A 19413-nucleotide genomic window follows, 5' to 3' on the forward strand; every position below is an offset into this window, starting at 1 on the left:
TTTACACCTCTTCGTCATTTGCATGGTCATCCTCTTCTGCGGTGTACTCAACATCAGATAGCAATACCTCAAAATCAAGTTGTGTCGTATAGCCTCCACTTGAAAGGCTATGAGTCACTTTGCTAATCAGCCACGGCTGCGCATCGATCACCGACTTAAAGCCGCTCACTTTGACCGGCGTCTCCGGGTACAGGTCGGCGCGCCCCATCGCGAGCGTGAGCGAGAACTCAGCGACGCCACGCTGTAGCTTATCCCACTTTGCTTTAGCTGCCCGCATCGCGGCCGCTTTCGTCGCATACACGGTCGTCAGCGTAAATATATTGTCTACCGTACCAGCCAGATAATCACCCTCTCTGGCCTCCGGTGTTTTGGTCGCGGTCGTCTTTTTCTTTTTAGCCGCCGGGTGCTCCAGCGCGCGCAGGTGCTTTTCTTTGGGCTTGCGCTTTACCTTAACTTTCTTAGGTTTAGGGTCTTTGGTATGCAGCCAGCTCGCTGATACGCCAGTATATGCGCCTCGGTCAGCAATGCTGAAGCTGTGCCGGTCGCCATCCTGTCGCGTGATAGTCATCTGCGGGATTAGCTTTCCGCTGGCGGTGACGCCGTTACCGGGCTTTATAAACAGAAGTCGCCCGGCCTTCACTGCCGCAACCGCGCCGTACAGCGTGGCGAGTCGCGTCAGGAATTTAGCATCTGTCTCCTGCGTCTGGTCAATGTGCGCCACGGCAATTCCGGCGAATCCATCGGCCAGCATTGGCTTTAAATTATTGCGCCCGGCTATCTGCGTGACGACTTCCCCCAGGGTAGTATCGTGATAGGAAACCTCCTGGCGGGAATTGAGCGAGCCACGGAAATCAGCGCTGCGGGCGCGAATGGTCATGGTGTCCGGCGCGCCGTGGTGCTCAACCTCATCAACGGTGAAATTACCTTTGCCGAAAAGCGTCTGCCCCTTCCAGCCGAGAAACAGCGTTATCACTGCGCCGCGCACCGGCATTGCAAGCTGGCCGTCGGCATCGTCCAGCTCAAAATCCAGCTGGTCAGCTTCAAAGCCGCGATTATCGGTCAGCGTCATCGATATAAGGCGATCCCGGATGTTGGTTGTGACGTCCTTAGAGTTAACCTTCAGCAAGAAATCCGGCGTCAGCTGCGCCCCGGCCTGCACCGGCAGGCTGCTTATCCCGATCATCCCAGCAGCCCCCCTGCAGTTGAAATCAGGCTACCGGCCGCCGACTTCACGCCGTCAATTGCAGACGTAAGCTGCCCTGGCAGATTCGCGGTTCCGCTGATAAGCCCGTCAGCCTGTTTCTTCAGATCGCCAAACATCGAGGTGAGCGACTCATCAACGCGCTTCAGGCTCAGGGTAAACATGATTTTGCTGGCCGTTCCGTTGGGATAAAACTCGCTGAAGGTGTTAGAAATACTCTCGATCACGTACATGCCGTAAATCATTCCGCTGCCGCCAATCAGCGGCCACGCCCTGCCCTCGTCGGCCATCAGGCGGATGGTCATCAGCGACACCGAGCCGCCTGTGATTTCCGGGCGCAGCTCCCCGGATAGCGTGATTTTTTCATCGCCCGGCCCGATAAACTGCGCCGCCGGACGCTGCCCGAACCGGCTGTTAGTGGGCCAGCGATAGTCGATATTCTGCTGCATATCCCCGTAAGGTAGGGTCTGTCGCATAAACGGCATCATGCCGTAAATCATCATCATCGGTTAATCCTCCCAGCCCATTTTGCTGCGGTTCTGTGCCTGGCGGTTTCGCTGCTCTTTAGCCTGGTGCTGGGCCATCAGCGCCATTGCGTCGTCTTTGTTCATGCCCTCGTGCATGTTAATTTCATACTGATAGGTATTCTGACTGCGGTCAGTGAATCCGCCCCCGGCTGACGGTGAGGAAACCGGGCGGTAAGGCGCGCCCCCGTAGGCGATGTTGTATTGCAGCCCGCCGGTATCTGCGCCCGCGCCGCCGGTCGCTACCGGGTCAGGCGACGGCACTTTGTCTTTCAGTCCATCGGATTTCGTGTCGATAATGCCGAGCTTATCCAGCACCCAGTTAATGCCGCCCATAAGCTGATCGAGCGCGTGACTTGGAATTTTCAGCGCCTCGGCCAGCATGTTGCCGAACTTCTTACCCATGTCTCCGGCGCCGGCAAGTTCGGTCTGCGTGGATTTAACCGGCTCCAGCAGTTTGCCGAACCAGTCCCAAAGCTCTTTAACCTTGCCACCTACCCACTCAAACACCGGCTTTAGCGAACCAAAGGAATCACTGATCGGCCCCATCGCAGCGGTAAAGCCTTCGGCCATGCCTGCTATAAAGGCGCTGATGGGTTCCCAGTATTTGCGCACCAGTAACGCACCGGCCACGATTACCGCCGCAACGGCCACAACCGGCAGCGTGATAGCGCCGAGCGCGGCCGTGATAGCTCCGCCCGCGATGCTGAATGCCGTACCGAGGAAGCCCGCCCCGGCAATCAGAGTATTTACGCCCGCAATTACCGGCCACGCTACCAGCCCGATAGCACCCAGCGCGCCAACAAAAATCAGTCCCGCCATTGCCGCTTTTGCAAGGCCCGCGGACAAAGCCGGGTTTGCCTGTACCCATTTATCTATGTTGAGCAGAAATTTCGTTGTGTCCTGGGTAAGTGTGCGCAGGCTGCTGTCCATCTGGTCATAAATATCTGTGCCCAGCGCCTCATAGCCTGACTGCATTTCCTTGAAGTCGCCCCCGAGATTGTCCTGCTGCACTTTTACCAGCTTTTCTGTGCTGCCATCAGAGTTCTGGAAATTCTTAGTCAACCTGTCCAGCTCACCGCTGGATGCAGATTTCATCAGCGTCACTGCTGAAGACGCAGCCTCCTCCCCGAATATTGTTTTCAGGTATTCGGCCTGCTGCGCATCACCGAGTTTGTTTTTTTCAAATGATTTTTGCATCTCCTTCAGGATGGTGAAGAACGGGCGCATGTTGCCTTTTTTGTCAGCCGTGTTAACGCCCAGCTCTTTTATGGCCTTGAAGGCTTCGCCAGTAGGTGCCTGCACGCGCAGCAACATTGCACGAATGCCAGTACCGGCCATGCTGCCGGTCGTCCCATTATTTGCCAGCGCGCCAATCATCGCCGCTGTTTGCTCTGCACTGACTTTGGCATTTTTAGCGACTGAAGCGACATAGGGCATGGCATCGCTCAGATCCTGAAACTTTGTAGCTGTTCCATTAAGCGTTGCGGAAATCACGTCGCCCAGATGAGCGACTTCGCTGTTAGCCAGGCCAAAAGCGTTTTTAGTGCTCATCAGAAGCTCTGCACTGTCTTCCATTGTCTGGTTGTTAGCGAGTGACATATTCAGCGTAACCGGCGTTGCCGCCTTGATGTCATCAACGCTGCCACCTGCTTTCGCTATAACAATCTGCGCCTGCGCGGCATCGTTCGCTGAGGCTGCGGTGTTGTCGCCGATGCTTCGTGCCTGGGTTCTCAGAGACTGAAATTCAGGCGACTTTTTATCGAGGCCAAGAGTTGCCTGAAGTGTGGAGTTCGCCAGGGCGAAATCATAGCCAGGACGCAGCACAGATGAAGCGGCCACAGCTCCGACCGTTGCTGCGCCGACACCGGCTGCGCCGCCGTTGCGAACTTTAGCTGACAGCTCCTGCCCTTTACGGTAGCGCTCGCTTGTCTGGTTCAGCCGCTCCTGCTGCGCATTCAGCCGCTGCAGCTCCATCTTCTGTCGGCTCAGGCTGACGGTTGCCTGCGCTGAAGTGGTTCTCAATCGCTGCTGCTCACTGCTCAGGCTTTTAGTGGAAATCCCCGCCGCGTTAAGCGCCTCGCGCTGCTGCTGCACCGAAAGGCGCAGGCTGTTGGACTTCGTCTGCAGCTCTGCCGCTGCCTGCCGGGCCTTTTCCAGTACGCGGGCCTGTTTTGTCGTCGGGCGCTCCGTGTTTTTAAACTGCACGGCCAGCGCTGCCGCCTCCTGCTTCGCGTCCTTAAGGCTCTGCTGCGTGACGGCCAGCTGCGCGCTGGCCTTGCGAAAGCCGTCAATTTTTCCGGCCTGCGCATCCAGCTCCTTAATGGTTGATTGTGTCTGGCGAATGTCAGACGACAGATTTTTAGCGGCGGTCTGCATGGCTTTGAAGGGGCGCGAGGCTTTGTCTACCGCGTTCAGCAGCACCTGCACCTTGAGGTTATTGCTCATCCGGGGTTGCTCCGCTGCGGATAAAGGCTTTATGCCGCCAGTCCATCAGCTCGACCAGCGGCATGTCGTACATCTCGGAAGGTTGCCAGTGAAATATCGTGGCAATGTCGGCCATCAGGTCATTAACCGTCAGGCCGTGCGGCCAGTCTATTCGTCCGACTTCGACTGCAAAAAACCGATCACCTTTCCGCCCAGCGCAATCAGGTCTACCGGGTCAAGGGCATTACACTCGGCCTTTGTCAGCGCTGGCAGGGTAATGCGGGGCAGCACGGTCAGCAGGGCGTCAACATCAGACTGGCACAGGTCGGCCAGGCGCACGCCGCGCAGACTTCCGGCCGTCGGCTTAATCAGCTCCACGCTTTTGATTTCGGTTTCGCCGCGCTTCAGCGGGGTTTCAAACTCAACAACGTTATCTTTCTTTTCCATGATGTTTCTCTGTTCACTGTATTCAGGTAAAGCCAGCGGCGGGCGCTGGCGTCAGGGTTTATACCAGGCCGAGGTTTTTACGGCGCTGTTCCAGGCGGTCAACGCCGTTTACCTTCTCCACCATGTTGATGGTGTCGATTTCGATCAGCTCTTTGCCGTTGAAGGTCAGCTTGTAATAGGTGTTTTTGCTGGTGATTTTAGTTTCGGTGTCTTCACCCTGTTTGGTTTCGCCAAAATCAAACGACTGATGCTTGCCGCGCACCTCAATCTCTACCGCGATTTCCTCGCCGGTATCGTCGCGCTGGTAAGAGCCGGTAAAGCGCAGGGGAATGTCAGACGCACCCCACTGCGTGAGTACCAGCTCATCAATACCGCCGATGCTCCATTCAACATCAAGCGCGTCATCTTCCAGACCGTTATCAATAAAGGCCGCGCCGCTCATGCCGCCCGCGCGGAACGGGTCGAGCTTGCGCGCCAGCTTCGGCAGGGTGACGGCGGTAACGACGCCCTGATAGCTGTTGGCGTTATTAAAAAGGTTCATGCCCTTTAGTTTGCGTGGCAGTGCCATTTATCCGGCTCCTCAGCTGTTTACGGATGCGGCGAAGTTCGCCAGATAGGTGTCGGTGATGCGCTGGCGCAGGGTTAAATCTTCCAGCGGCGGAACCGGCGTATAGTCGTAATCGATAAAGAGCTTGCCCGCCTTCAGGGTGTCTTTATCGTTGGCGCTTTCGTCATACCAGGCGGATGCACCCAGCAGATAACCGGCGTTAACCAGCTCGCGGAATTTCGCATTGATGCCCGCGATAATCTCGCGCACCAGAACCGGCGTCAGCGGCTTATCAACCGCCCACATATGCGCCTCGGCCATGGTGTCAGCCAGCACCTGCGCAGTGCGGGTGTAGTTCTCAAACTGAAACAGCGGGTCATCGCTGCAGGTGCGGTTGCCCCAGAAGCGGAAACCGTCTTTACGGATCAGCGTCGTAACGTCGGCCTCGTTGAGCAGGTCGGCGTCGGTGCCGGTCTGCTGCAGATCCCAGAACACTGATGCAGAAATGCCGGTCACACCATTAACGCCGACGTTAGACAGGGTTTTATGCCAGCCTGTGTCATTGTCGATTTTGGCGCGCAGGCCCAGCGCGCGGGCGGTCGCAAAAGCGGTATCGGATTTGCTGGTCGCTGTGTTCCACGCGACGAAATCAGGCCAGATAACCATCAGCTCACGCTGGCTGAAGTTCTGGCGATACAGGCGGGCTTCGGAAATGGTTTTGCATTCCCAGGCTGACACGTAGGCAAAGGCGCGCAGCTGCTGCGCAATGCTGGCAAGCGCTGTCGCCACCGCCAGTGAATCCAGCCCCGGCACGCCGAGAATACGCGGCTTAACATCGAGCTGGGTCTGCGCGGCGAGCAGCGCTTTCATGCCGGTATACTGGCCGTTTTCATCCGTGCCGCCGATGATATTGGACGTGGTTTCGGCTTCGTCGGCTCCTTCAGCGACGCGCACGACGACGGTAACGGGTTTTGACTGGTCAGCAATGGCCTGCAGCGCAGCGGCAAGCGTGCCTTTCTTACCGGCCTTACCGACAGCGGCCTGCACGTTAGTGATAAGTACCGGCGTATTGAGCGGGAAAGTTGCCGCATCCGCATCCTGTGCGGTGCAGACCATGCCCACGATTGCGGTTGATACGGTTGTAATGGTGCGCGTGCCGTCGTTAACTTCGACGACGCGGACACCATGATGATAATCAGACATCTGATGCACTCCGTTTTGAGGGTGTGCTCATGGTGTCAGTTCAGGTTTAGCGGTGCATCTGATGGGGGTTTGCTGGTCAGTCAGCAGACAGAATTAGTAATCTGGCGCTGCCTGTCGGCCGGTATGTACCGGTAAAGGGTTTTTACTGACACCTCCAGCACAAGTGCAATCTGCTGCAGTGTTGCGCCGTTGGCCAGCATTCTTTCAGCCCGGCCGATAACGTCCGGCGTCATTACGCGACGTCTGCCGCCGATGCGCCCTTTATCCCGCGCAGCGGCCAGCCCAGCGCGCGTGCGCTCTATTATAAGCTCGCGTTCCATCTCAGCCAGCGCACCCATGACGTGAAAGAAAAACCGGACCATTGCGCCGCTGCAGGACGCGGTTGATATAAGTATTGCGACAGATGAGGAGATCAATCGTCTGGCAGAGTGGAAACGTTTTCGGGTGGCACTTAGTCGGGTGAGTATCCTTCAGCTTACAAATACTGAATGGCCAGTAAAACCATCATAAAAAATTTTTATGATGCAGTTTGCATTTAGCAAAACTAGAGGAGTTTATTTTTTCAATTATAATTGATTTATTTCTTAAATTAATCTAAAAGTACTTCAGTCATATAAGAGTTTACATATTTGTAGTTAAAAAAGGAGTCGCAACCCTAAGAGTTAGGACGTAAATATTAACTCAATAATTCGCTTAATAAAAAGGCACTCAAAACATGGATAATGAAAATAAAAGCCAAGAGGAAGTTGAATACGAAACAAGACTTCGCAGAAGACTAAAAATATTACAAGAGCAATTTAAAGCCGGAAAAGTAAAAATAATGGAAGGCCTAGATGTTGTAAATAGCCTCGAAGCTGTAAGACTCAGAGACGATGGGGAAGTAGACCTTACCACTGTGGATGGTTTAGTCCGCTCTATGGCACTGGCTGTAACTGCAATGCATGACAGAGAGGAATTGAAAAATGAAATGACACTCTCCGAAATCCAAACGACCTATTTCTCTTTTATATATACACAGTTTAATGAATATTATGAACAAATGGTTAAGCATAGGTTAACTCCACATGCTGTGAGTATGGGTTTAACAAGGAATAAAGATTTCGTAGATGATATTAATAAAAACATTGATGAGTTCTTAGATGTTATTTATCAATTCTGGGAAAGTGTAGGTGAGATAGCGCATATTCACATGGAGGACATGCATGGAAATATTAAAGGTGTTTTTGGAGGGGATTTATTCCCGTCTCATAACGAGAACATAGCTTCTAAATGTGGGATTTATGCTGATACGATCATATTGCCAGACCCTTTTGTTCGCTCAAAGCATGTTTTTGAAAATCAGCCTGGAGAAGAGCGTGCTTACTACTTAATAAAGCATGCAATGAATATTTTACAGTATAGAGAGCTTGCATGTGCAGATGTCAATGTTCCTATAGTTGTAATTCTCCCTGACTTATCAGTAATCCAAGAAGGTGAAAGAGATTTCTTTCATTCTTTAGGGAAGCAAGACTCGCTTGTCCATGCCGGAAAACTTTTTGGAAGAAGATTCGATTCATTCGATGAATTATTAGATTTTGCTAAATCTCTCGATACTGTTGAAAGGGCTGTGGCTGAAATAGAAGATTCAAGTCGAATTTTATTCGATACGGATTGGACTGGAGATGCTGGCGAACAAATAAAGCGTGCATTAAATACTAAACATTACAATCAATTTGTTAAATACCCTGGAGTTTTACTTGCATCTCAATCACTTAGCCGAATGAGCATAAGTAATGAGATACTTGTGAAAGCAAGGCGATTGAACGGTACTCCGATAATTGATGCGCCTACATCTTGGCAATACTTAGTTTGGAAGATGGAGTATGACGCTCAACGGGCTGAGGCTGAGTTTAAATCAGATGGCCTACATATCATTAAAGGATTGACCGATTTAGCTGATAAAGAAATGCAGTGGATAGGTAATATACCTCCACAGGCTCTTATACAACTTCGAAAAGATGGCGCTTTGGATGAGATACGTGTTATTTTAGGTGCGGGAATAAAAGATATTATAGAATCTAACCCTTCAAATTTCTTCAGGAGTAGGGATGCAATATTAGAAAACATTGATTCAGCATTTAGGAACCATCAAAAAAACCTTGACAACTTAATTAGTAAGAAGTGGAAATTTGCAGGAAAAGATATCGGTTCCTGGCTTGTGGTTGGCGCTCTTGAAGTAACAGCTGCAGTGACCGGAACGCCTGTTTGGGGATTAGCAACTATAGCAGCTGACCAATTATTAGAAGTGCCAAAACTTAAAGATATACCTAAATCCATCCGAGATTTGGCTGACGAAAACAATAAAATAAAAAAATCCCCTGTAGGGATGTTATTTAATATTCATAAAAAATGCTAAGCCTCAATAAAGCACCCCGCATAAGCGGGGCTTTTTTTTAAATTATTCTGAATTCTCTGAAATCGGTTTTGTAATTGTCATCTCCATAAAAAAAACCGTCATTAGGATTATAAAAAGCGCCTGGTTGCGTAGTTTTCCCTTCGCCTATTTCGATCAGGTAACAACCCTTAACTTCAAAACCCAAGGGTGCGGCAATAGTATTTTCAACAAGAAAGCTGCCTGTTTTAATGACTGCATATTGTTTATTCATCATGTGTACTCGTAAAAAATAGCGACACCATCTGCACCTGCGCCAGATGGCTTAACGGTATAAGCAATTACATCAGGATTGCTGTCATCGTATAGATTGCAACTTCCGCTGCCTCCGGCCCCAAAGCCTGCATCTGCTCCCTTATTGCCGTTTCCTCTGTTGCCTGCAGCAGCAGCTGAGCCGGACAACAAACTGGCCCCCCCAGAACCGCCCAACTGCCCCTGTGATCCGAGATATCCCCAGCCGCCGGGATTACCATTGCCTATGCGTAGAAGTCGATAGCCTGTCGCAGTCTCTTTAAATTCCCCCATCCCAGGCGCGCCTGGTATAATCATCAGCGAACTTACCGAGTTTGCGTAGTCCGCTCGTGGCCGTGTCGCTATTGCTCCATTGCTTCCACCAGATGCGGAAATTTTGGTACCAAACCACGTATTGCCGCCTTTGATTCCTACGTTGCCTGATACGGCTGCTCCACCAAGTCCAATTGTGACAGGAACGGCATTAACCTTTGCTTTGGTCAGATCAATCTCAAATTCTACAAACCCGCCACCACCACCACCGCCCCCTGCTGCGGTATAGGATGAAGAATTCACCGTGGCTGGACTACCGCCACTGGCACCGGCCCCGACTATCTGGCAACGCACCTTTGTAGCTGCAGGATCGGGCGTGTAATTGCCGGAAACGGTCATCACTACAGTGCGCAAAAGTCTGCCAGAAAACCTTTCTGTTAAACCGAGGTTTTTGAGAACGTCAGCAATCAGCCCAGCGTCTTTGATTTCAGCCAGGGCATTTGCAATCTGCAGGTACTGGCTGTGGGGGTTATCAGCAGCGGCATGTTTTTTCATTACGCTGTCTGTGTATGCCTTCACTTCGATAACGGCATCATCAACATATTTACGCGTTGCCAGCACGACTGACGGATCAATTTTCAGCGTGACAGCGGTAGTGCTGTTCACAATCAGAATCATGCGTACGGTCTGCGTCCGGCCGCTGCCTTCAGCCAGTTGCGGCTTATAGGTTTCAGGGCAGTTAGCAACGGCAATCAGCACGCCGTCGGCATCATAAAGGCCGATTTCGCGGATCCAGAAACCGCCTTCGCTTTCCGGGATAATCTGCTCGGCGATAATCTGGCTGCTGTTTGCTGCGTCAACGGTAAGCGAATTAAGCTGCGCGCGGCGCTTCTCGCCGATGAGCTTAGTCTGTGCCGCGTCAGGCGTCGGCAGTGTGCCGCCACCATCCCCGACGCCCAATGATGTGATATTCACTTTTGAGCCGAGCGCGGCGGCGTTCGCCAGCTTAGCCGCGCCCTGATTGGTCAGCAGGGCAAAATATTTTGTCGTCATGCGCTCACTTCCGTCAGGTCAATAAGATGCACCGCCACGCCGGAATAACCCGGCCCGCCGACGCTGATAAGTTCAGGGGTATAGGGATAAACGGTCAGCTCGTCGCCGCTATAGCTGGCAACGGCGACCGGCACAACTCCGTTAACATCGAGATTAATGGACAGGCCGATCAGGTGACGGCTGCAGGGCTTCGCGTCCGCTATCAGGCGCTCCAGCTCGTTATACATTTCCTCGGTAATGCCGGTATCGAGTACGCCCACGTCAAGCCGGAACGTGCCTGGCGCTTCGTTGGTTTTCCACCACTCAATGATTCTGATGAGATAGCCCAGCGGCTCAACGACGCGGCGGATAGCACCTATCGTTCCCTTGTGCCGGTGCACGTTCTGCGAGGCGGCAACTACGGCGCGCTTTGTCGTTTCCGGCCAGGCTGAATCCCAGCGGTCAACTGACCACGCCCACGCCAGATAGGGCAGAAGCTCCACCGGGCAGGTTTGCGGATTCCATAACTGGCGCAGCGGCACGCTCATAGCACCAGGGCTTGCCAGCGCCTCAGCGGCGGCAACCTCAAGCGCTGACGAGCCGGTCGGCAGCAGGCGATCACTCATCCGAGCCTCCAACGGTCAGTGTGTAGCCTGTGCAGTAAGCGGCCTGCGTTTTGTCGAGCACCACGTCAGCAGAAGGCTTGATAAGGTTGACGCGCTGCACGCCCTCAACGTGCATGGCGGCATAGAGCGCAGACAGGCGAATGTCCCGGCCGAGGCGCTTTTGTGCGCTGACAAAGGCGGCGAGCTTTGCCTCAGAGGCGGCGCGGATCGGTTCAGCTTCCGGCCCCGGATAGAGGTACAGCTCGGCCTCGATTTCGTAATTAACAATTTTCGCTGACTGCACGCTCACCCGGTCGGCAACCGGGCGCACGTCTTCGTCATTGAGCGCAGCACTAACCACGGCCAGCAAATCATCACCGGCCACGCCGTTGCCCTCACGCGCGAGCACTGTCACCGTGACCACTGCAGGCGACGGGCTGATGGCTGATGCATCGGCTACGCGGCCGTCGGCGCTTCTGGAGTGATACTCGTATGCACCGGTCGGCCCTGCAACGCTAAGCCCCTCAAACGCCGAGGCAATGCGTAGTCGGAAATCGTCGTTACTTTCCATCACGGCGGCTGTCGGCGGTATGGCTGTGTCATCGGCCGGGGTAATCGTCAGGCGGGTTACGCCATTGTTTGCGCCGAGCTGGTCAAGGTCGGCATCCAGTGAATACGCCACCATGACGGCTTTTGCCGCCTCATTAATGCGCTGGCGCAGGATCAACTCTCGATATGCATTTTCCTGCAGCATCTTAACGATGGGTTCCGACTCCAGCGTCAGCGTGCGGGCGACGGCCTCCTGCTGGTCAGCCGGGTAAAGGGAAATCAGCGTTACCTTTCGCTCGGCCAGCAGGCTTTCATAATCCAGCAGCTCCACCACATCAGGGGCAGGCAGCTGGCTCAGGTCGATAGTTGCCATAGTCTCAGCTCACAGGAACGGTTAAGGAAAAAGGCTGCGCGTTGTCGGTGCGGTTGCCGGACAGCTCAACCACCATTGCGCCGTTGATATCCGACTCAAAGCTGATGGCGGTCAGTTTTATGCGCGGCTCCCATTTCAGAAGGGCCATATAGCAGGCCGACATAATCTGCAGGCGCAGCGCCTCGTTTTGCGGCTGATCAATCAGCGCGGATAAAAGCGAACCATACTGGCGGCGCATCACCCTGGTGCCAACAGGGGTCAGCAGAATGTCACGCACCGATTGCCGGATATGATCGAGATCGGTCAGCGTGCCGCCGGTTTCCCGGTTCATGCCGATATATTTTGCGGTTGTCATCGTGGGCCATCCGTTCTGCTACCGCCGCGCTGCACCCCGCCATGATCGTGGTCATCTACGACGACACCGTTAGAACTCAACTTGCCACCGCTATGCGTAACGTTGCCTTTCATCGTTGCGCCCTTCGTGACTTCCAGTTGCGCAGTTTTGAGCAGCGTTGTGCATTCCACTTCGGGCGAGTCGAATAGGATTTTTACCGCTGCTTTGATGGTTGCCGTCTGTATGCCGGTTGCGGTCAGTGCGCCCGTTTCCGGCTCGTACTCGATCACCGCGCCGTCAGGGAATGACCAGTGCAGTGCATCAGCCGAGGCAGACGGAGCTGGGTTGTCATCCGAGAAAATGCCCGGCAGAACAAAGCCGGTATCTAGTTCGCCGCCCAAGCACAGAACCAGAACTTGCTCACCCACTGACGGCGCATTCCACGAGCGGGTTTTACCCGCGCGGGCGGTCAGCCAGTGCAGCCAGCCGGTTGTGTTTTTTCCTGTATCGACGCGACATAGCCCGCCGTCAAGGTTGACGGCCGACACGGTTCCGATGCGAATCAGGTTGCGCAGCAGGCGCTGAATTTCTGCAATTTGTTCGTTCATGAAGTGAGGATGCCGCTAAAGTGGAGCATCCTCAAAAGATTGGAGTTTGGTGAGATACTACAGAACAAATCCGTACCGATTAGTAGCGGAACCAGACTTCAGGCCTTCTTAGCTCATGCTTTTCTATTAAATAATCTAAATCCAAAAGTTCTTCTTTAAATCTATTTCTCAGCTCCTGCTTAACTTCTGGCTTTAAACTCTTCAGGTTATTAATGAGACCATTTAAATAACTTGGGTATGACTTGTAGTCTTTGTAGTTTAACTCCATGCTCTCATCAAACTCGTGCAATTCAATTTGAGCCATTGTATAAAGATCATCAAACTTTTTAGCTTGTTCTGCCGAATAACTTGAAGCTCCTGAGAAAATCTCCCCATTGATTTTTTCAAGCTCAACACATAAAGAGGTAAGTTTATATCTGATTCCTTGAAGGACAGGTACGGCCATGTTAACTGCAGTAGCTGTGTACCATCCACGCTTAACTCTCTCAATCTTTTTCTTACTCACCTTCATTTTCTCAAGAGCACTACTAATAGACGAGACGTAGTCATGTAACTGCTCTCTCTTCAAATGCTGCTGATAACCTCCAGACTGAGATGCGGATGAAATAGCTATTTCACTAACCGGGACTGATATTGCCCGCAATTTATCTAATATCTCATCGGCTTCTGTTAACTTTTCCCGAAGCTCTGCTGCCAGCCCAAAAACCTTGAAACTCTTAACATCAAATTGAAAAAGAACTATCGTTAATATTCCCGCAACCAAACAAATCGTACCTCCAGAAGCATTACCTACAGTAGCGTTTATAGCGCTTGCAATGATTAGCGATAGCCCTAGCAGCAAAAACATCACTTTGAAAAATAGGTCGATTAACATTAAGTAGCCCTCGTCATTTTTTATTATATTAGTGCTGATGTTATTAAATCCTCAATCATTTTTATCTCTTGCTCACTAATACCCAGTAAAGGGCGGGCTTCATACTGTATTTCTTTACCTTTACGCGATGGCCGGTCGCGCAGCCCGTAATGATGCACGCGGGCCATGCGCTGCACGTTACCCGCAAACTCGATCACGGCTTCATTCGGGCTGGCCTGCGTCTTCATGTATTTAGCCGTGCGCAGCTTTGCAAACATCTCGCGCTTTATGCGGCCCTTTTTGCTGCGCACCGGCTGCGTTTTGCGGGGCTTAAACGGCGTGCCGTCTGGAGCCTGCTGTCGCTTGATGTTCTGCTGCTGACTCGCGCGCAGCTTCTTCGCGATGGTGCGCGCCATCTCTTTACGCGCCGGGGCTGACAGGCTGCTGATAAGCGCCTCCAGCCGGTCATTTACCAGCTGCAGCTCGCTCATGTCTGCAACTCGCTGACCAGCTCGCCCTTAACGTAAAGCTGCACCGGCCGGGCGTCATTCTCCGGCAGCGGGTTCTCGCCGACGTGGGTCACGTGCAGCCCGTCGTCGGCCTGCTTCACGATCACGCGCTCGCTCAGCTGCAGCTCAATGCTGATATCGCTGTCCGTGTCGCTGATAACATCCGCCTCAAAGGTAAAGCCCGTCCGGCGCTTTTCCTCGCTTGCCATGATGTCGGGTTCATTCGTCCGAAGCCATGCCAGCAGCGGCACGATCAGCAGGTCGATGTTACCGGCGTAATCGGTAATGACCATGTTAAGCCGGTACTGGTATTCAAACGACAGCGAGCTGGCAAGCGTCGAGACGATGCGCCCACTGTCGATAAACACGTTCAGCGCGTCAGGGTTTCGCTGCAGTTCCGGCACGCTGTCGGTCAGCGCCTGACGTAATTGTTGTGGTTTCAGCATCGTGCTGCTCCTGACAGTCTTTGATGATTTCGACCTGCAGCCCGCAGGCAGCGAGCGCAGCCTCTAACTGGCGATTATCCGCCGCCAGATCGCCCGCCGTTTTAAGGCTGTTTCCCGGCACCGGGCAGCTTGTCACGCGCGGACACCCAATCCAGATAATCTCTGGCGCTGCTGAAAGCCGGGCGGGCGTGCAGCCGGATAACATCGTCAGGCAGAGCAGCAGCAGACCAGTCACGCAGTATCGGATTTGCATCGGTTTCTCTCTGTATGGTCATTTCACGGTTAAGCGCGGCCGTACTGGCGCGCCCCTGCATCAGCCGCAGCTCGGCCTCACGCTTCTGGCTGGCCCTTGCATCGGCATCCAGCCTCGCTATCGCTTTATCCCGGCTCTCGATACCGGCCGACAGCGTGCCGATAATGCGCTGCGCGCTGGTCAGATCGTCCTTCGCGACTTTCCACTGCCAGCCGGTCACGCCCAGTGCCAGCAGAGCGACGGCCAGCAAAGCGGCAATCAGGCGCGTCATGACACGCCCCGCAGGCAGTAGGCTGTCTCATTCGCGCGGCGGTTCTCCAGCCCGCGATTTCTCACGCCCTTAACGAACACCCAGCGCCGCAGCTCATTACAGGCATCAAGCCAGTGCTGCAGCCTGATATAACGGGCAAAGGTCGAGCTGCAGGCCGCGCGCACGCCGACGTTAAAGGCGAATGAAACGGCCGTGTCATAGACCGGCTGTGGCATATCGCTGCGCATGCAGGCATCGATCCCGCGCTCCACACGCATCACGTCATACACCAGATTAACCGCCACCTGCCGCTCGCTGACCTGGCTTTGCGGCGTCACGCCCTCTGTGTGACCGATGCCATTCGTCCAGACTCCGGCGCTGCACTGATAGGGCGAGGTGCGGCACCCCTCGGCGTTGGCGATAAGCGCAAGCCCGGCCTCGGACGTTTTCAGGGTTTTGAACTGTGGCAGCAGCGCAGCAATTGCCAGCACGGCCACCACGGCGCAGCGTTTAACGGTCTGGCTCAAGGCTCACCCCCCGCAGGCGCTGCAGCTCGTAGGTTTTACGGCGGTAATGCCAGTTGATAAAGAACGTCGCCACGTTAGTAATAAGCGTGATAACGGCCACGCCGGAACCGACCATAAAGGCGATATCCTGTGGCGTATGACGGCCAAACCACATCAGGATGAGGCCAATCAGGTAGTTGATCACAGAGCTGATTTTTTCCATGTTTAGTCCCACAGGTTGACGGTTTCACCTGCTGAAGATTCAGGCAGATCAGGCAGCGTCACCTCGCAGCCGTGTGGCAGCACCGGCCCGCTTTCGGCGAGGCCCGGATTAGCCGCATAAACCAGCTCGACGGCCTGACCGGTTCGCCCGTAATAGCGCTGACAGATTTCGTCAACGGTATCGCCCTGCTGCGCGTAAACGTTCATCAGAGCAGATCCACAATGCAGCCAGGCTTACCGGCAATGCGGCTGATACTGAATCGCGCGTCACGCCAGTACTCGTCGGCGCTCGCTTCGATTTCGCCCGCTTTTTTCGTGCCGCTGGCGTCATAGCCCCGATAGCGCTCAACGATGGTGGCGGCGGTCAGCGCGCCGACGGCGGCAAGGTAGGCCGTAATCTTTTCGCTCTCGCCGTCCAGCGATTCCGCAGGCACGTCGGCCAGCACCTTAAAGCCCGCCGCAATCTGCGCGGCGCGCCAGTCGTACAGCTCGGCATTCACTTCTGAAATCGCCGTTTTCACGGCCAGGCGCAGGCGCTGCGCCGTGACCGTTCCCTCATAGCGCAGTGAATCGCGCAGCTGCTGCAGGTCAACGTCAGGCCAGAAAAACGTATTCTTTACCGGCGGCTCGGCAGCGTCTGCCGGTCGCGGGGCGGGGATAACAACCGTGTTATTCATAATCGGCCTTTGAAATAGGTGGGCGGTGGAGGATGGCGCAGACACTGAAAGTGCGTTGCCGTCCTGCCGCCCGTGCGCGGGGTCGCGTTCGGTCAGCGGCTGGCAATGGCCTGTTTTTTCATCGCCGTTCCCAGCCGCTCAATGTCTTTTTTGACGCCGCAGCCGTCGTGCAGCTGATGCGCCCTTGCAAGGTGGGTCATCGCCTCCGAAGCCCTGCCCGCATCGCGAAGCACATACCCGGTTATCTTGTGCAGCTTGGCGCGCACCTGATCGGGCATGTCTTCGGATTCCGTCATCGCAATGGTTGCCAGCAGCGGGTCTAAATCGACCGGCGCTTTTGCCGTCCAGGCGCGCGTTGCCGCGCTGGCGACTTCCTCGGCCAGCAGATAAGGCAGGCTGGCGCGCTTAAAGCCGTCAGGAGACACAAGGCCATGCGTCAGCGCGTACCGGGCAATCTCCAGCGCGCCGGGTACGTCGCCTGCATCGAGCCGCCAGATCATGACGGTCATCAGCACGGCATCCTGTGCGCCTTTGCCTTTCTCCAGCACGCCGGACACCCACGGCAGGTACTCAGGCAGCAGCTGATGCTTCAGTTCCGCCTTGCGCTCGTTAGAGTGCACTTTCTTCAGGCGGCGCTTGTCGTCGTTGAGCTTGATGAGCATCTGCTCATAGCCGCTGGCGTAGCGCAGCGGGTTGTCGGCGTTCTGCGAGGCTTCGATAGCCTGCTGGCGCATGCGGTGACGTCGGGCAGGGCTTAACATGCGTTACGCCTCCGTTTTTTCGGTGCCAGCAGCGCCGCTTTCTGCCGCTGCTTCCTGCGTTGTAGCTGCAGGTGCAGCGAACTCACCGACTTCGATGTTTTCAACCAGGCAACCGGCCGCGTAATCCTCGATCACGTAGTCCTCGTTGATGGACTCATAGTTCTCGATGCGGTCGCGCTTCGGCACTTCGTCAATCAGACGGCGGTGCGTGCCCTCCTGCCAGTAAATCGACAGATTATCGGTGCGGGTGATAAACATGGCGTCGGCCGGGAAGTAAGGCACGCGCACCGCTGGCAGACCGCCGATGCGTTTCTGACTGATAATGACGTCAGCGGCCAGCTGCTCGGTGTTGGCCTGCGACTGGTTGACGATCGGGAAGTACTTATCAGCCAGCAGCTGACGGCCCACGATAACAACCAGCTCCGGGTCTTCCTGATACCACGGCTCGATCAGGGTGTTGGTGGCATCCATCACCAGCGCGTCGAGGTTGGCATAGTCGCCGTTTTTGCCGACGCGGATTTTTTCAGAGACGACGGTGCCGTCCTCTGCGGTGATTTTGCTCATCACGCGCGCCGGTGCATCGTTGCGGTACTTCTGCAACCAGCCGACGGCCACGTCCTGCAGCATCGGGAACTTCGCACGGTTCGAGGTTTTGGCGCGGGTCACGCCGTTGAAGCCGATCATGATGCGGTCAAGCGCCTGGCGCTTCACGATGGCATCACGCAGGCGGGCCTGAAAATCTTCATAGCGCGCCCACAGGTCGAGCGTGTTATAGCGGATATGAAAGTCGTAGTTGACCTGCACACACTCATAACCCTGCTTATCCAGCGCGGCAAAGTCAGCGGTTTCGCGCTCGTCGCCGCCTGCCGTGTCGGTCACGCTGGCAATCGAGCCGGACACGCCAATCCCGATTTTCTCGCCCTTCATTTCGGACACCGGCACGATGTTGATGCGGGTCAGAAAGTCGGAAGACTCCTGCACGCGGCTCATCAGGGTCTGCGTAACCGACGGCTCAACGGTAAACTTTTTGTTCATGTCGTCGGTTTCGACGCCGTTCAGCTCGGCGAGGCGGGTCATAAACTGGTTAAACTTAAAGCGGGTATTCTTGCGCATTGGCGTTCCTGTTTATCTCTGTGTTGGGTTTTAACGTTCAGGCAACGCCTGATTAGCAGTCGGTCTGCGCGCCGGACTTCGGATCGCTGCCGGTTGCCGCCGGGCGGCGGGTAAAGCTGCCGTCGGTCTGCGAAAGCTGGTCCTGCAGCGCAGCGAAAGCGGCGCGGTCTTCCCCGGCCTGCTGCTCGATAGCCTCCAGTCGTGCGCCGACGGATTGCTCCAGCGCCGACAGCTTCTGCGTCTGGCTCTCCGCGTTCAGCTGCACCTGCTCAGCAACGGCCGTTACCGCCGCGCCGACGTCGGCGAACTGCTCGCCGTCGATTTTCTTTTTGGCAGAGAACATCGCCGAGATGCGCGCCAGCAGGGACGGTGACGGCTCCGCCACTTCTTCAAACTCGATCACGGTTTCTTCAGCGGCGGTAAAGAGGTTGCCTTTGTCCAGCTTGCGGGACGCCAGCGGATTAACTTTGGCCGTGGCGCTGAAGCTCAGAATCTCCGTGCCGAGGCTTGCCGGGTCGTCGGTGACAGCCAGGCCGACCAGATACGCCTCGCCCGTGTCGGCGAACTCAGGGTTAACTTCAATGGAGGTGTAGATTTTCTGGCGCGCTTTGGTCAGCTCGACCAGCTCAGGCGTCGGATCAATCCAGCCGAACAGCGCCAGCTTGCCTTTGAGCGGGCCGTCGCCGATTTCTTCAACCTCGACGGCAGTCACGTCACCAAAGCGGCGGAAAGTGCTGTCAGCGGCATAGCCCCGGATGTGCTCCATGTTGATGCGTGCGCCGTACACTTCCGGGCTGTAGTTTTTCGCCATCTGCGAAATCCAGTCACGGGAAATAACACGGCCGTCAGTGGTTGCGCCTTCAACTGCGATACGAAAACGCTTTGCTTTAATTGCTGCCATTAATCAGGCTCCGGTCAGGTGTTGGGTCGGTTCGGGGCCAGTTTCCCCGTCGCCACACAATCCCTCAACGAATGCCAGCCCGCTGATGCATCAGCAAACAGGGACAGCAGGCGCGCCATTTTCGGCACCGGTAGCCT

27 protein-coding genes and 1 pseudogene are annotated in these 19413 nt (G+C 54.9%); 2 read left to right on the forward strand and 26 right to left on the reverse strand.

Annotated features, from left to right (window positions below):
- Position 1: 1 nt before the first annotated feature.
- From K6R05_RS12105 to K6R05_RS12140, 8 genes and pseudogenes are all read right to left on the reverse strand, one after another.
- Positions 2 to 1183 carry a phage late control D family protein gene (locus K6R05_RS12105; RefSeq protein WP_222924218.1) on the reverse strand — a complete coding sequence of 394 codons (1182 nt, stop codon included), beginning with the start codon at positions 1181 to 1183 and terminating at the stop codon, positions 2 to 4.
- Entirely contained in the window at positions 1180 to 1707 is a 528-nt protein-coding gene (locus K6R05_RS12110; RefSeq protein WP_222924219.1) for a phage tail protein, read from the reverse strand. Before K6R05_RS12110 ends, K6R05_RS12105 begins: the two co-directional genes overlap by 4 nt.
- Before the next feature lie 3 nt (positions 1708 to 1710).
- On the reverse strand, positions 1711 to 4173 hold the full coding sequence (locus tag K6R05_RS12115; protein WP_222924220.1) for a phage tail tape measure protein: 2463 nt from the start codon (positions 4171 to 4173) through the stop codon (positions 1711 to 1713).
- Positions 4163 to 4288 (reverse strand): GpE family phage tail protein, encoded by a 126-nt coding sequence (locus K6R05_RS12120; protein WP_222924221.1) that lies wholly within the window; start codon positions 4286 to 4288, stop codon positions 4163 to 4165. Before K6R05_RS12120 ends, K6R05_RS12115 begins: the two co-directional genes overlap by 11 nt.
- Before the next feature lie 32 nt (positions 4289 to 4320).
- Positions 4321 to 4599, reverse strand: a complete 279-nt coding sequence (locus K6R05_RS12125) for a phage tail assembly protein (protein WP_222924222.1) — start codon at positions 4597 to 4599, stop codon at positions 4321 to 4323.
- A 58-nt stretch (positions 4600 to 4657) separates the two neighbouring features.
- Positions 4658 to 5167, reverse strand: coding sequence for a phage major tail tube protein (locus tag K6R05_RS12130; RefSeq protein ID WP_222924223.1), 510 nt, complete (start codon positions 5165 to 5167; stop codon positions 4658 to 4660).
- Positions 5168 to 5179: 12 nt separating this feature from the next.
- Positions 5180 to 6349, reverse strand: a complete 1170-nt coding sequence (locus K6R05_RS12135; protein ID WP_222924224.1) for a phage tail sheath protein — start codon at positions 6347 to 6349, stop codon at positions 5180 to 5182.
- Positions 6350 to 6429: 80 nt separating this feature from the next.
- Positions 6430 to 6714, reverse strand: a pseudogene (locus tag K6R05_RS12140) (recombinase family protein); the annotation flags it as partial.
- A gap of 46 nt (positions 6715 to 6760) precedes the next feature.
- Here K6R05_RS12140 and K6R05_RS12145 point away from each other — a divergent pair.
- A complete protein-coding gene (locus tag K6R05_RS12145; RefSeq protein WP_262390917.1) occupies positions 6761 to 6859 on the forward strand; it encodes a tail fiber assembly protein in 99 nt (32 codons plus the stop codon).
- 205 nt (positions 6860 to 7064) lie between these two features.
- On the forward strand, positions 7065 to 8744 hold the full coding sequence (locus K6R05_RS12150; RefSeq protein WP_222924225.1) for a hypothetical protein: 1680 nt from the start codon (positions 7065 to 7067) through the stop codon (positions 8742 to 8744).
- A 37-nt stretch (positions 8745 to 8781) separates the two neighbouring features.
- Here K6R05_RS12150 and K6R05_RS12155 read toward each other — a convergent pair whose 3' ends face one another.
- The 18 genes from K6R05_RS12155 to K6R05_RS12235 form a co-directional block, all read right to left on the reverse strand.
- Positions 8782 to 8997 (reverse strand): hypothetical protein, encoded by a 216-nt coding sequence (locus K6R05_RS12155; protein ID WP_222924226.1) that lies wholly within the window; start codon positions 8995 to 8997, stop codon positions 8782 to 8784.
- The gene (locus tag K6R05_RS22470) at positions 8994 to 10337 is read right to left on the reverse strand and encodes a phage tail protein (protein ID WP_445259340.1); all 1344 of its coding nucleotides are present in this window, start codon (positions 10335 to 10337) and stop codon (positions 8994 to 8996) included. The genes K6R05_RS12155 and K6R05_RS22470 overlap by 4 nt, the downstream gene beginning before the upstream one ends.
- A complete protein-coding gene (locus tag K6R05_RS12165) occupies positions 10334 to 10942 on the reverse strand; it encodes a phage tail protein I (RefSeq protein ID WP_222924227.1) in 609 nt (202 codons plus the stop codon). Before K6R05_RS12165 ends, K6R05_RS22470 begins: the two co-directional genes overlap by 4 nt.
- Positions 10935 to 11843 (reverse strand): baseplate assembly protein, encoded by a 909-nt coding sequence (locus K6R05_RS12170; RefSeq protein WP_222924228.1) that lies wholly within the window; start codon positions 11841 to 11843, stop codon positions 10935 to 10937. The genes K6R05_RS12165 and K6R05_RS12170 overlap by 8 nt, the downstream gene beginning before the upstream one ends.
- Before the next feature lie 4 nt (positions 11844 to 11847).
- Positions 11848 to 12198 carry a GPW/gp25 family protein gene (locus tag K6R05_RS12175; RefSeq protein WP_222924229.1) on the reverse strand — a complete coding sequence of 117 codons (351 nt, stop codon included), beginning with the start codon at positions 12196 to 12198 and terminating at the stop codon, positions 11848 to 11850.
- Entirely contained in the window at positions 12195 to 12785 is a 591-nt protein-coding gene (locus K6R05_RS12180; RefSeq protein WP_222924230.1) for a phage baseplate assembly protein V, read from the reverse strand. Before K6R05_RS12180 ends, K6R05_RS12175 begins: the two co-directional genes overlap by 4 nt.
- A gap of 79 nt (positions 12786 to 12864) precedes the next feature.
- Positions 12865 to 13659, reverse strand: a complete 795-nt coding sequence (locus tag K6R05_RS12185; RefSeq protein WP_222924231.1) for a hypothetical protein — start codon at positions 13657 to 13659, stop codon at positions 12865 to 12867.
- Positions 13660 to 13682: 23 nt separating this feature from the next.
- Positions 13683 to 14129 carry a phage virion morphogenesis protein gene (locus K6R05_RS12190; RefSeq protein ID WP_222924232.1) on the reverse strand — a complete coding sequence of 149 codons (447 nt, stop codon included), beginning with the start codon at positions 14127 to 14129 and terminating at the stop codon, positions 13683 to 13685.
- Entirely contained in the window at positions 14126 to 14593 is a 468-nt protein-coding gene (locus K6R05_RS12195) for a phage tail protein (protein WP_222924233.1), read from the reverse strand. Before K6R05_RS12195 ends, K6R05_RS12190 begins: the two co-directional genes overlap by 4 nt.
- Positions 14526 to 14798: an Rz1-like lysis system protein LysC gene (gene lysC, locus K6R05_RS12200; protein ID WP_262390867.1), complete on the reverse strand. Its 273-nt coding sequence runs from the start codon at positions 14796 to 14798 to the stop codon at positions 14526 to 14528. Before lysC ends, K6R05_RS12195 begins: the two co-directional genes overlap by 68 nt.
- On the reverse strand, positions 14695 to 15117 hold the full coding sequence (gene lysB, locus K6R05_RS22140; protein WP_262390868.1) for an Rz-like lysis system protein LysB: 423 nt from the start codon (positions 15115 to 15117) through the stop codon (positions 14695 to 14697). Before lysB ends, lysC begins: the two co-directional genes overlap by 104 nt.
- Positions 15114 to 15623, reverse strand: coding sequence for a lysozyme (locus K6R05_RS12205; protein WP_222924235.1), 510 nt, complete (start codon positions 15621 to 15623; stop codon positions 15114 to 15116). The genes lysB and K6R05_RS12205 overlap by 4 nt, the downstream gene beginning before the upstream one ends.
- Positions 15607 to 15825, reverse strand: a complete 219-nt coding sequence (locus tag K6R05_RS12210; protein WP_010255079.1) for an HP1 family phage holin — start codon at positions 15823 to 15825, stop codon at positions 15607 to 15609. Before K6R05_RS12210 ends, K6R05_RS12205 begins: the two co-directional genes overlap by 17 nt.
- 2 nt (positions 15826 to 15827) lie before the next feature.
- Positions 15828 to 16031: a tail protein X gene (locus K6R05_RS12215; protein ID WP_064704198.1), complete on the reverse strand. Its 204-nt coding sequence runs from the start codon at positions 16029 to 16031 to the stop codon at positions 15828 to 15830.
- Positions 16031 to 16501, reverse strand: coding sequence for a head completion/stabilization protein (locus K6R05_RS12220; protein WP_150043895.1), 471 nt, complete (start codon positions 16499 to 16501; stop codon positions 16031 to 16033). The genes K6R05_RS12215 and K6R05_RS12220 overlap by 1 nt, the downstream gene beginning before the upstream one ends.
- A 92-nt stretch (positions 16502 to 16593) precedes the next feature.
- Positions 16594 to 17262, reverse strand: coding sequence for a phage terminase small subunit (locus K6R05_RS12225; RefSeq protein ID WP_222924236.1), 669 nt, complete (start codon positions 17260 to 17262; stop codon positions 16594 to 16596).
- A gap of 3 nt (positions 17263 to 17265) precedes the next feature.
- Positions 17266 to 18375: a phage major capsid protein, P2 family gene (locus K6R05_RS12230; RefSeq protein ID WP_222924237.1), complete on the reverse strand. Its 1110-nt coding sequence runs from the start codon at positions 18373 to 18375 to the stop codon at positions 17266 to 17268.
- 52 nt (positions 18376 to 18427) lie between these two features.
- Positions 18428 to 19276 (reverse strand): GPO family capsid scaffolding protein, encoded by an 849-nt coding sequence (locus K6R05_RS12235; protein WP_222924238.1) that lies wholly within the window; start codon positions 19274 to 19276, stop codon positions 18428 to 18430.
- Positions 19277 to 19413: the final 137 nt, after the last annotated feature.

It is taken from the genome of Pantoea alfalfae (assembly GCF_019880205.1).
Classification (GTDB): Bacteria; Pseudomonadota; Gammaproteobacteria; order Enterobacterales; family Enterobacteriaceae; genus Pantoea; species Pantoea alfalfae.

Bases quoted from the DNA above. Each gene is read 5' to 3' on its own strand.
- K6R05_RS12110 (WP_222924219.1), bottom strand. From the start codon at position 1,707: ATGATGATGATTTACGGCATGATGCCGTTTATGCGACAGACCCTACCT.
- K6R05_RS12180 (WP_222924230.1), bottom strand. From the start codon at position 12,785: ATGAACGAACAAATTGCAGAAATTCAGCGCCTGCTGCGCAACCTGATT.
- K6R05_RS12235 (WP_222924238.1), bottom strand. From the start codon at position 19,276: ATGGCAGCAATTAAAGCAAAGCGTTTTCGTATCGCAGTTGAAGGCGCA.
- K6R05_RS12220 (WP_150043895.1), bottom strand. From the start codon at position 16,501: ATGAATAACACGGTTGTTATCCCCGCCCCGCGACCGGCAGACGCTGCC.
- K6R05_RS12230 (WP_222924237.1), bottom strand. From the start codon at position 18,375: ATGCGCAAGAATACCCGCTTTAAGTTTAACCAGTTTATGACCCGCCTC.
- K6R05_RS12165 (WP_222924227.1), bottom strand. From the start codon at position 10,942: ATGAGTGATCGCCTGCTGCCGACCGGCTCGTCAGCGCTTGAGGTTGCC.
- K6R05_RS12170 (WP_222924228.1), bottom strand. From the start codon at position 11,843: ATGGCAACTATCGACCTGAGCCAGCTGCCTGCCCCTGATGTGGTGGAG.
- lysC (WP_262390867.1), bottom strand. From the start codon at position 14,798: ATGTTATCCGGCTGCACGCCCGCCCGGCTTTCAGCAGCGCCAGAGATT.
- K6R05_RS12135 (WP_222924224.1), bottom strand. From the start codon at position 6,349: ATGTCTGATTATCATCATGGTGTCCGCGTCGTCGAAGTTAACGACGGC.
- K6R05_RS22470 (WP_445259340.1), bottom strand. From the start codon at position 10,337: ATGACGACAAAATATTTTGCCCTGCTGACCAATCAGGGCGCGGCTAAG.
- K6R05_RS12130 (WP_222924223.1), bottom strand. From the start codon at position 5,167: ATGGCACTGCCACGCAAACTAAAGGGCATGAACCTTTTTAATAACGCC.
- K6R05_RS12195 (WP_222924233.1), bottom strand. From the start codon at position 14,593: ATGCTGAAACCACAACAATTACGTCAGGCGCTGACCGACAGCGTGCCG.
- K6R05_RS12125 (WP_222924222.1), bottom strand. From the start codon at position 4,599: ATGGAAAAGAAAGATAACGTTGTTGAGTTTGAAACCCCGCTGAAGCGC.
- K6R05_RS12185 (WP_222924231.1), bottom strand. From the start codon at position 13,659: ATGTTAATCGACCTATTTTTCAAAGTGATGTTTTTGCTGCTAGGGCTA.
- K6R05_RS12120 (WP_222924221.1), bottom strand. From the start codon at position 4,288: ATGGCCGACATTGCCACGATATTTCACTGGCAACCTTCCGAGATGTAC.
- K6R05_RS12155 (WP_222924226.1), bottom strand. From the start codon at position 8,997: ATGATGAATAAACAATATGCAGTCATTAAAACAGGCAGCTTTCTTGTT.
- K6R05_RS12150 (WP_222924225.1), top strand. From the start codon at position 7,065: ATGGATAATGAAAATAAAAGCCAAGAGGAAGTTGAATACGAAACAAGA.
- K6R05_RS12210 (WP_010255079.1), bottom strand. From the start codon at position 15,825: ATGGAAAAAATCAGCTCTGTGATCAACTACCTGATTGGCCTCATCCTG.
- lysB (WP_262390868.1), bottom strand. From the start codon at position 15,117: ATGACGCGCCTGATTGCCGCTTTGCTGGCCGTCGCTCTGCTGGCACTG.
- K6R05_RS12225 (WP_222924236.1), bottom strand. From the start codon at position 17,262: ATGTTAAGCCCTGCCCGACGTCACCGCATGCGCCAGCAGGCTATCGAA.
- K6R05_RS12190 (WP_222924232.1), bottom strand. From the start codon at position 14,129: ATGAGCGAGCTGCAGCTGGTAAATGACCGGCTGGAGGCGCTTATCAGC.
- K6R05_RS12115 (WP_222924220.1), bottom strand. From the start codon at position 4,173: ATGAGCAATAACCTCAAGGTGCAGGTGCTGCTGAACGCGGTAGACAAA.
- K6R05_RS12175 (WP_222924229.1), bottom strand. From the start codon at position 12,198: ATGACAACCGCAAAATATATCGGCATGAACCGGGAAACCGGCGGCACG.
- K6R05_RS12215 (WP_064704198.1), bottom strand. From the start codon at position 16,031: ATGAACGTTTACGCGCAGCAGGGCGATACCGTTGACGAAATCTGTCAG.
- K6R05_RS12105 (WP_222924218.1), bottom strand. From the start codon at position 1,183: ATGATCGGGATAAGCAGCCTGCCGGTGCAGGCCGGGGCGCAGCTGACG.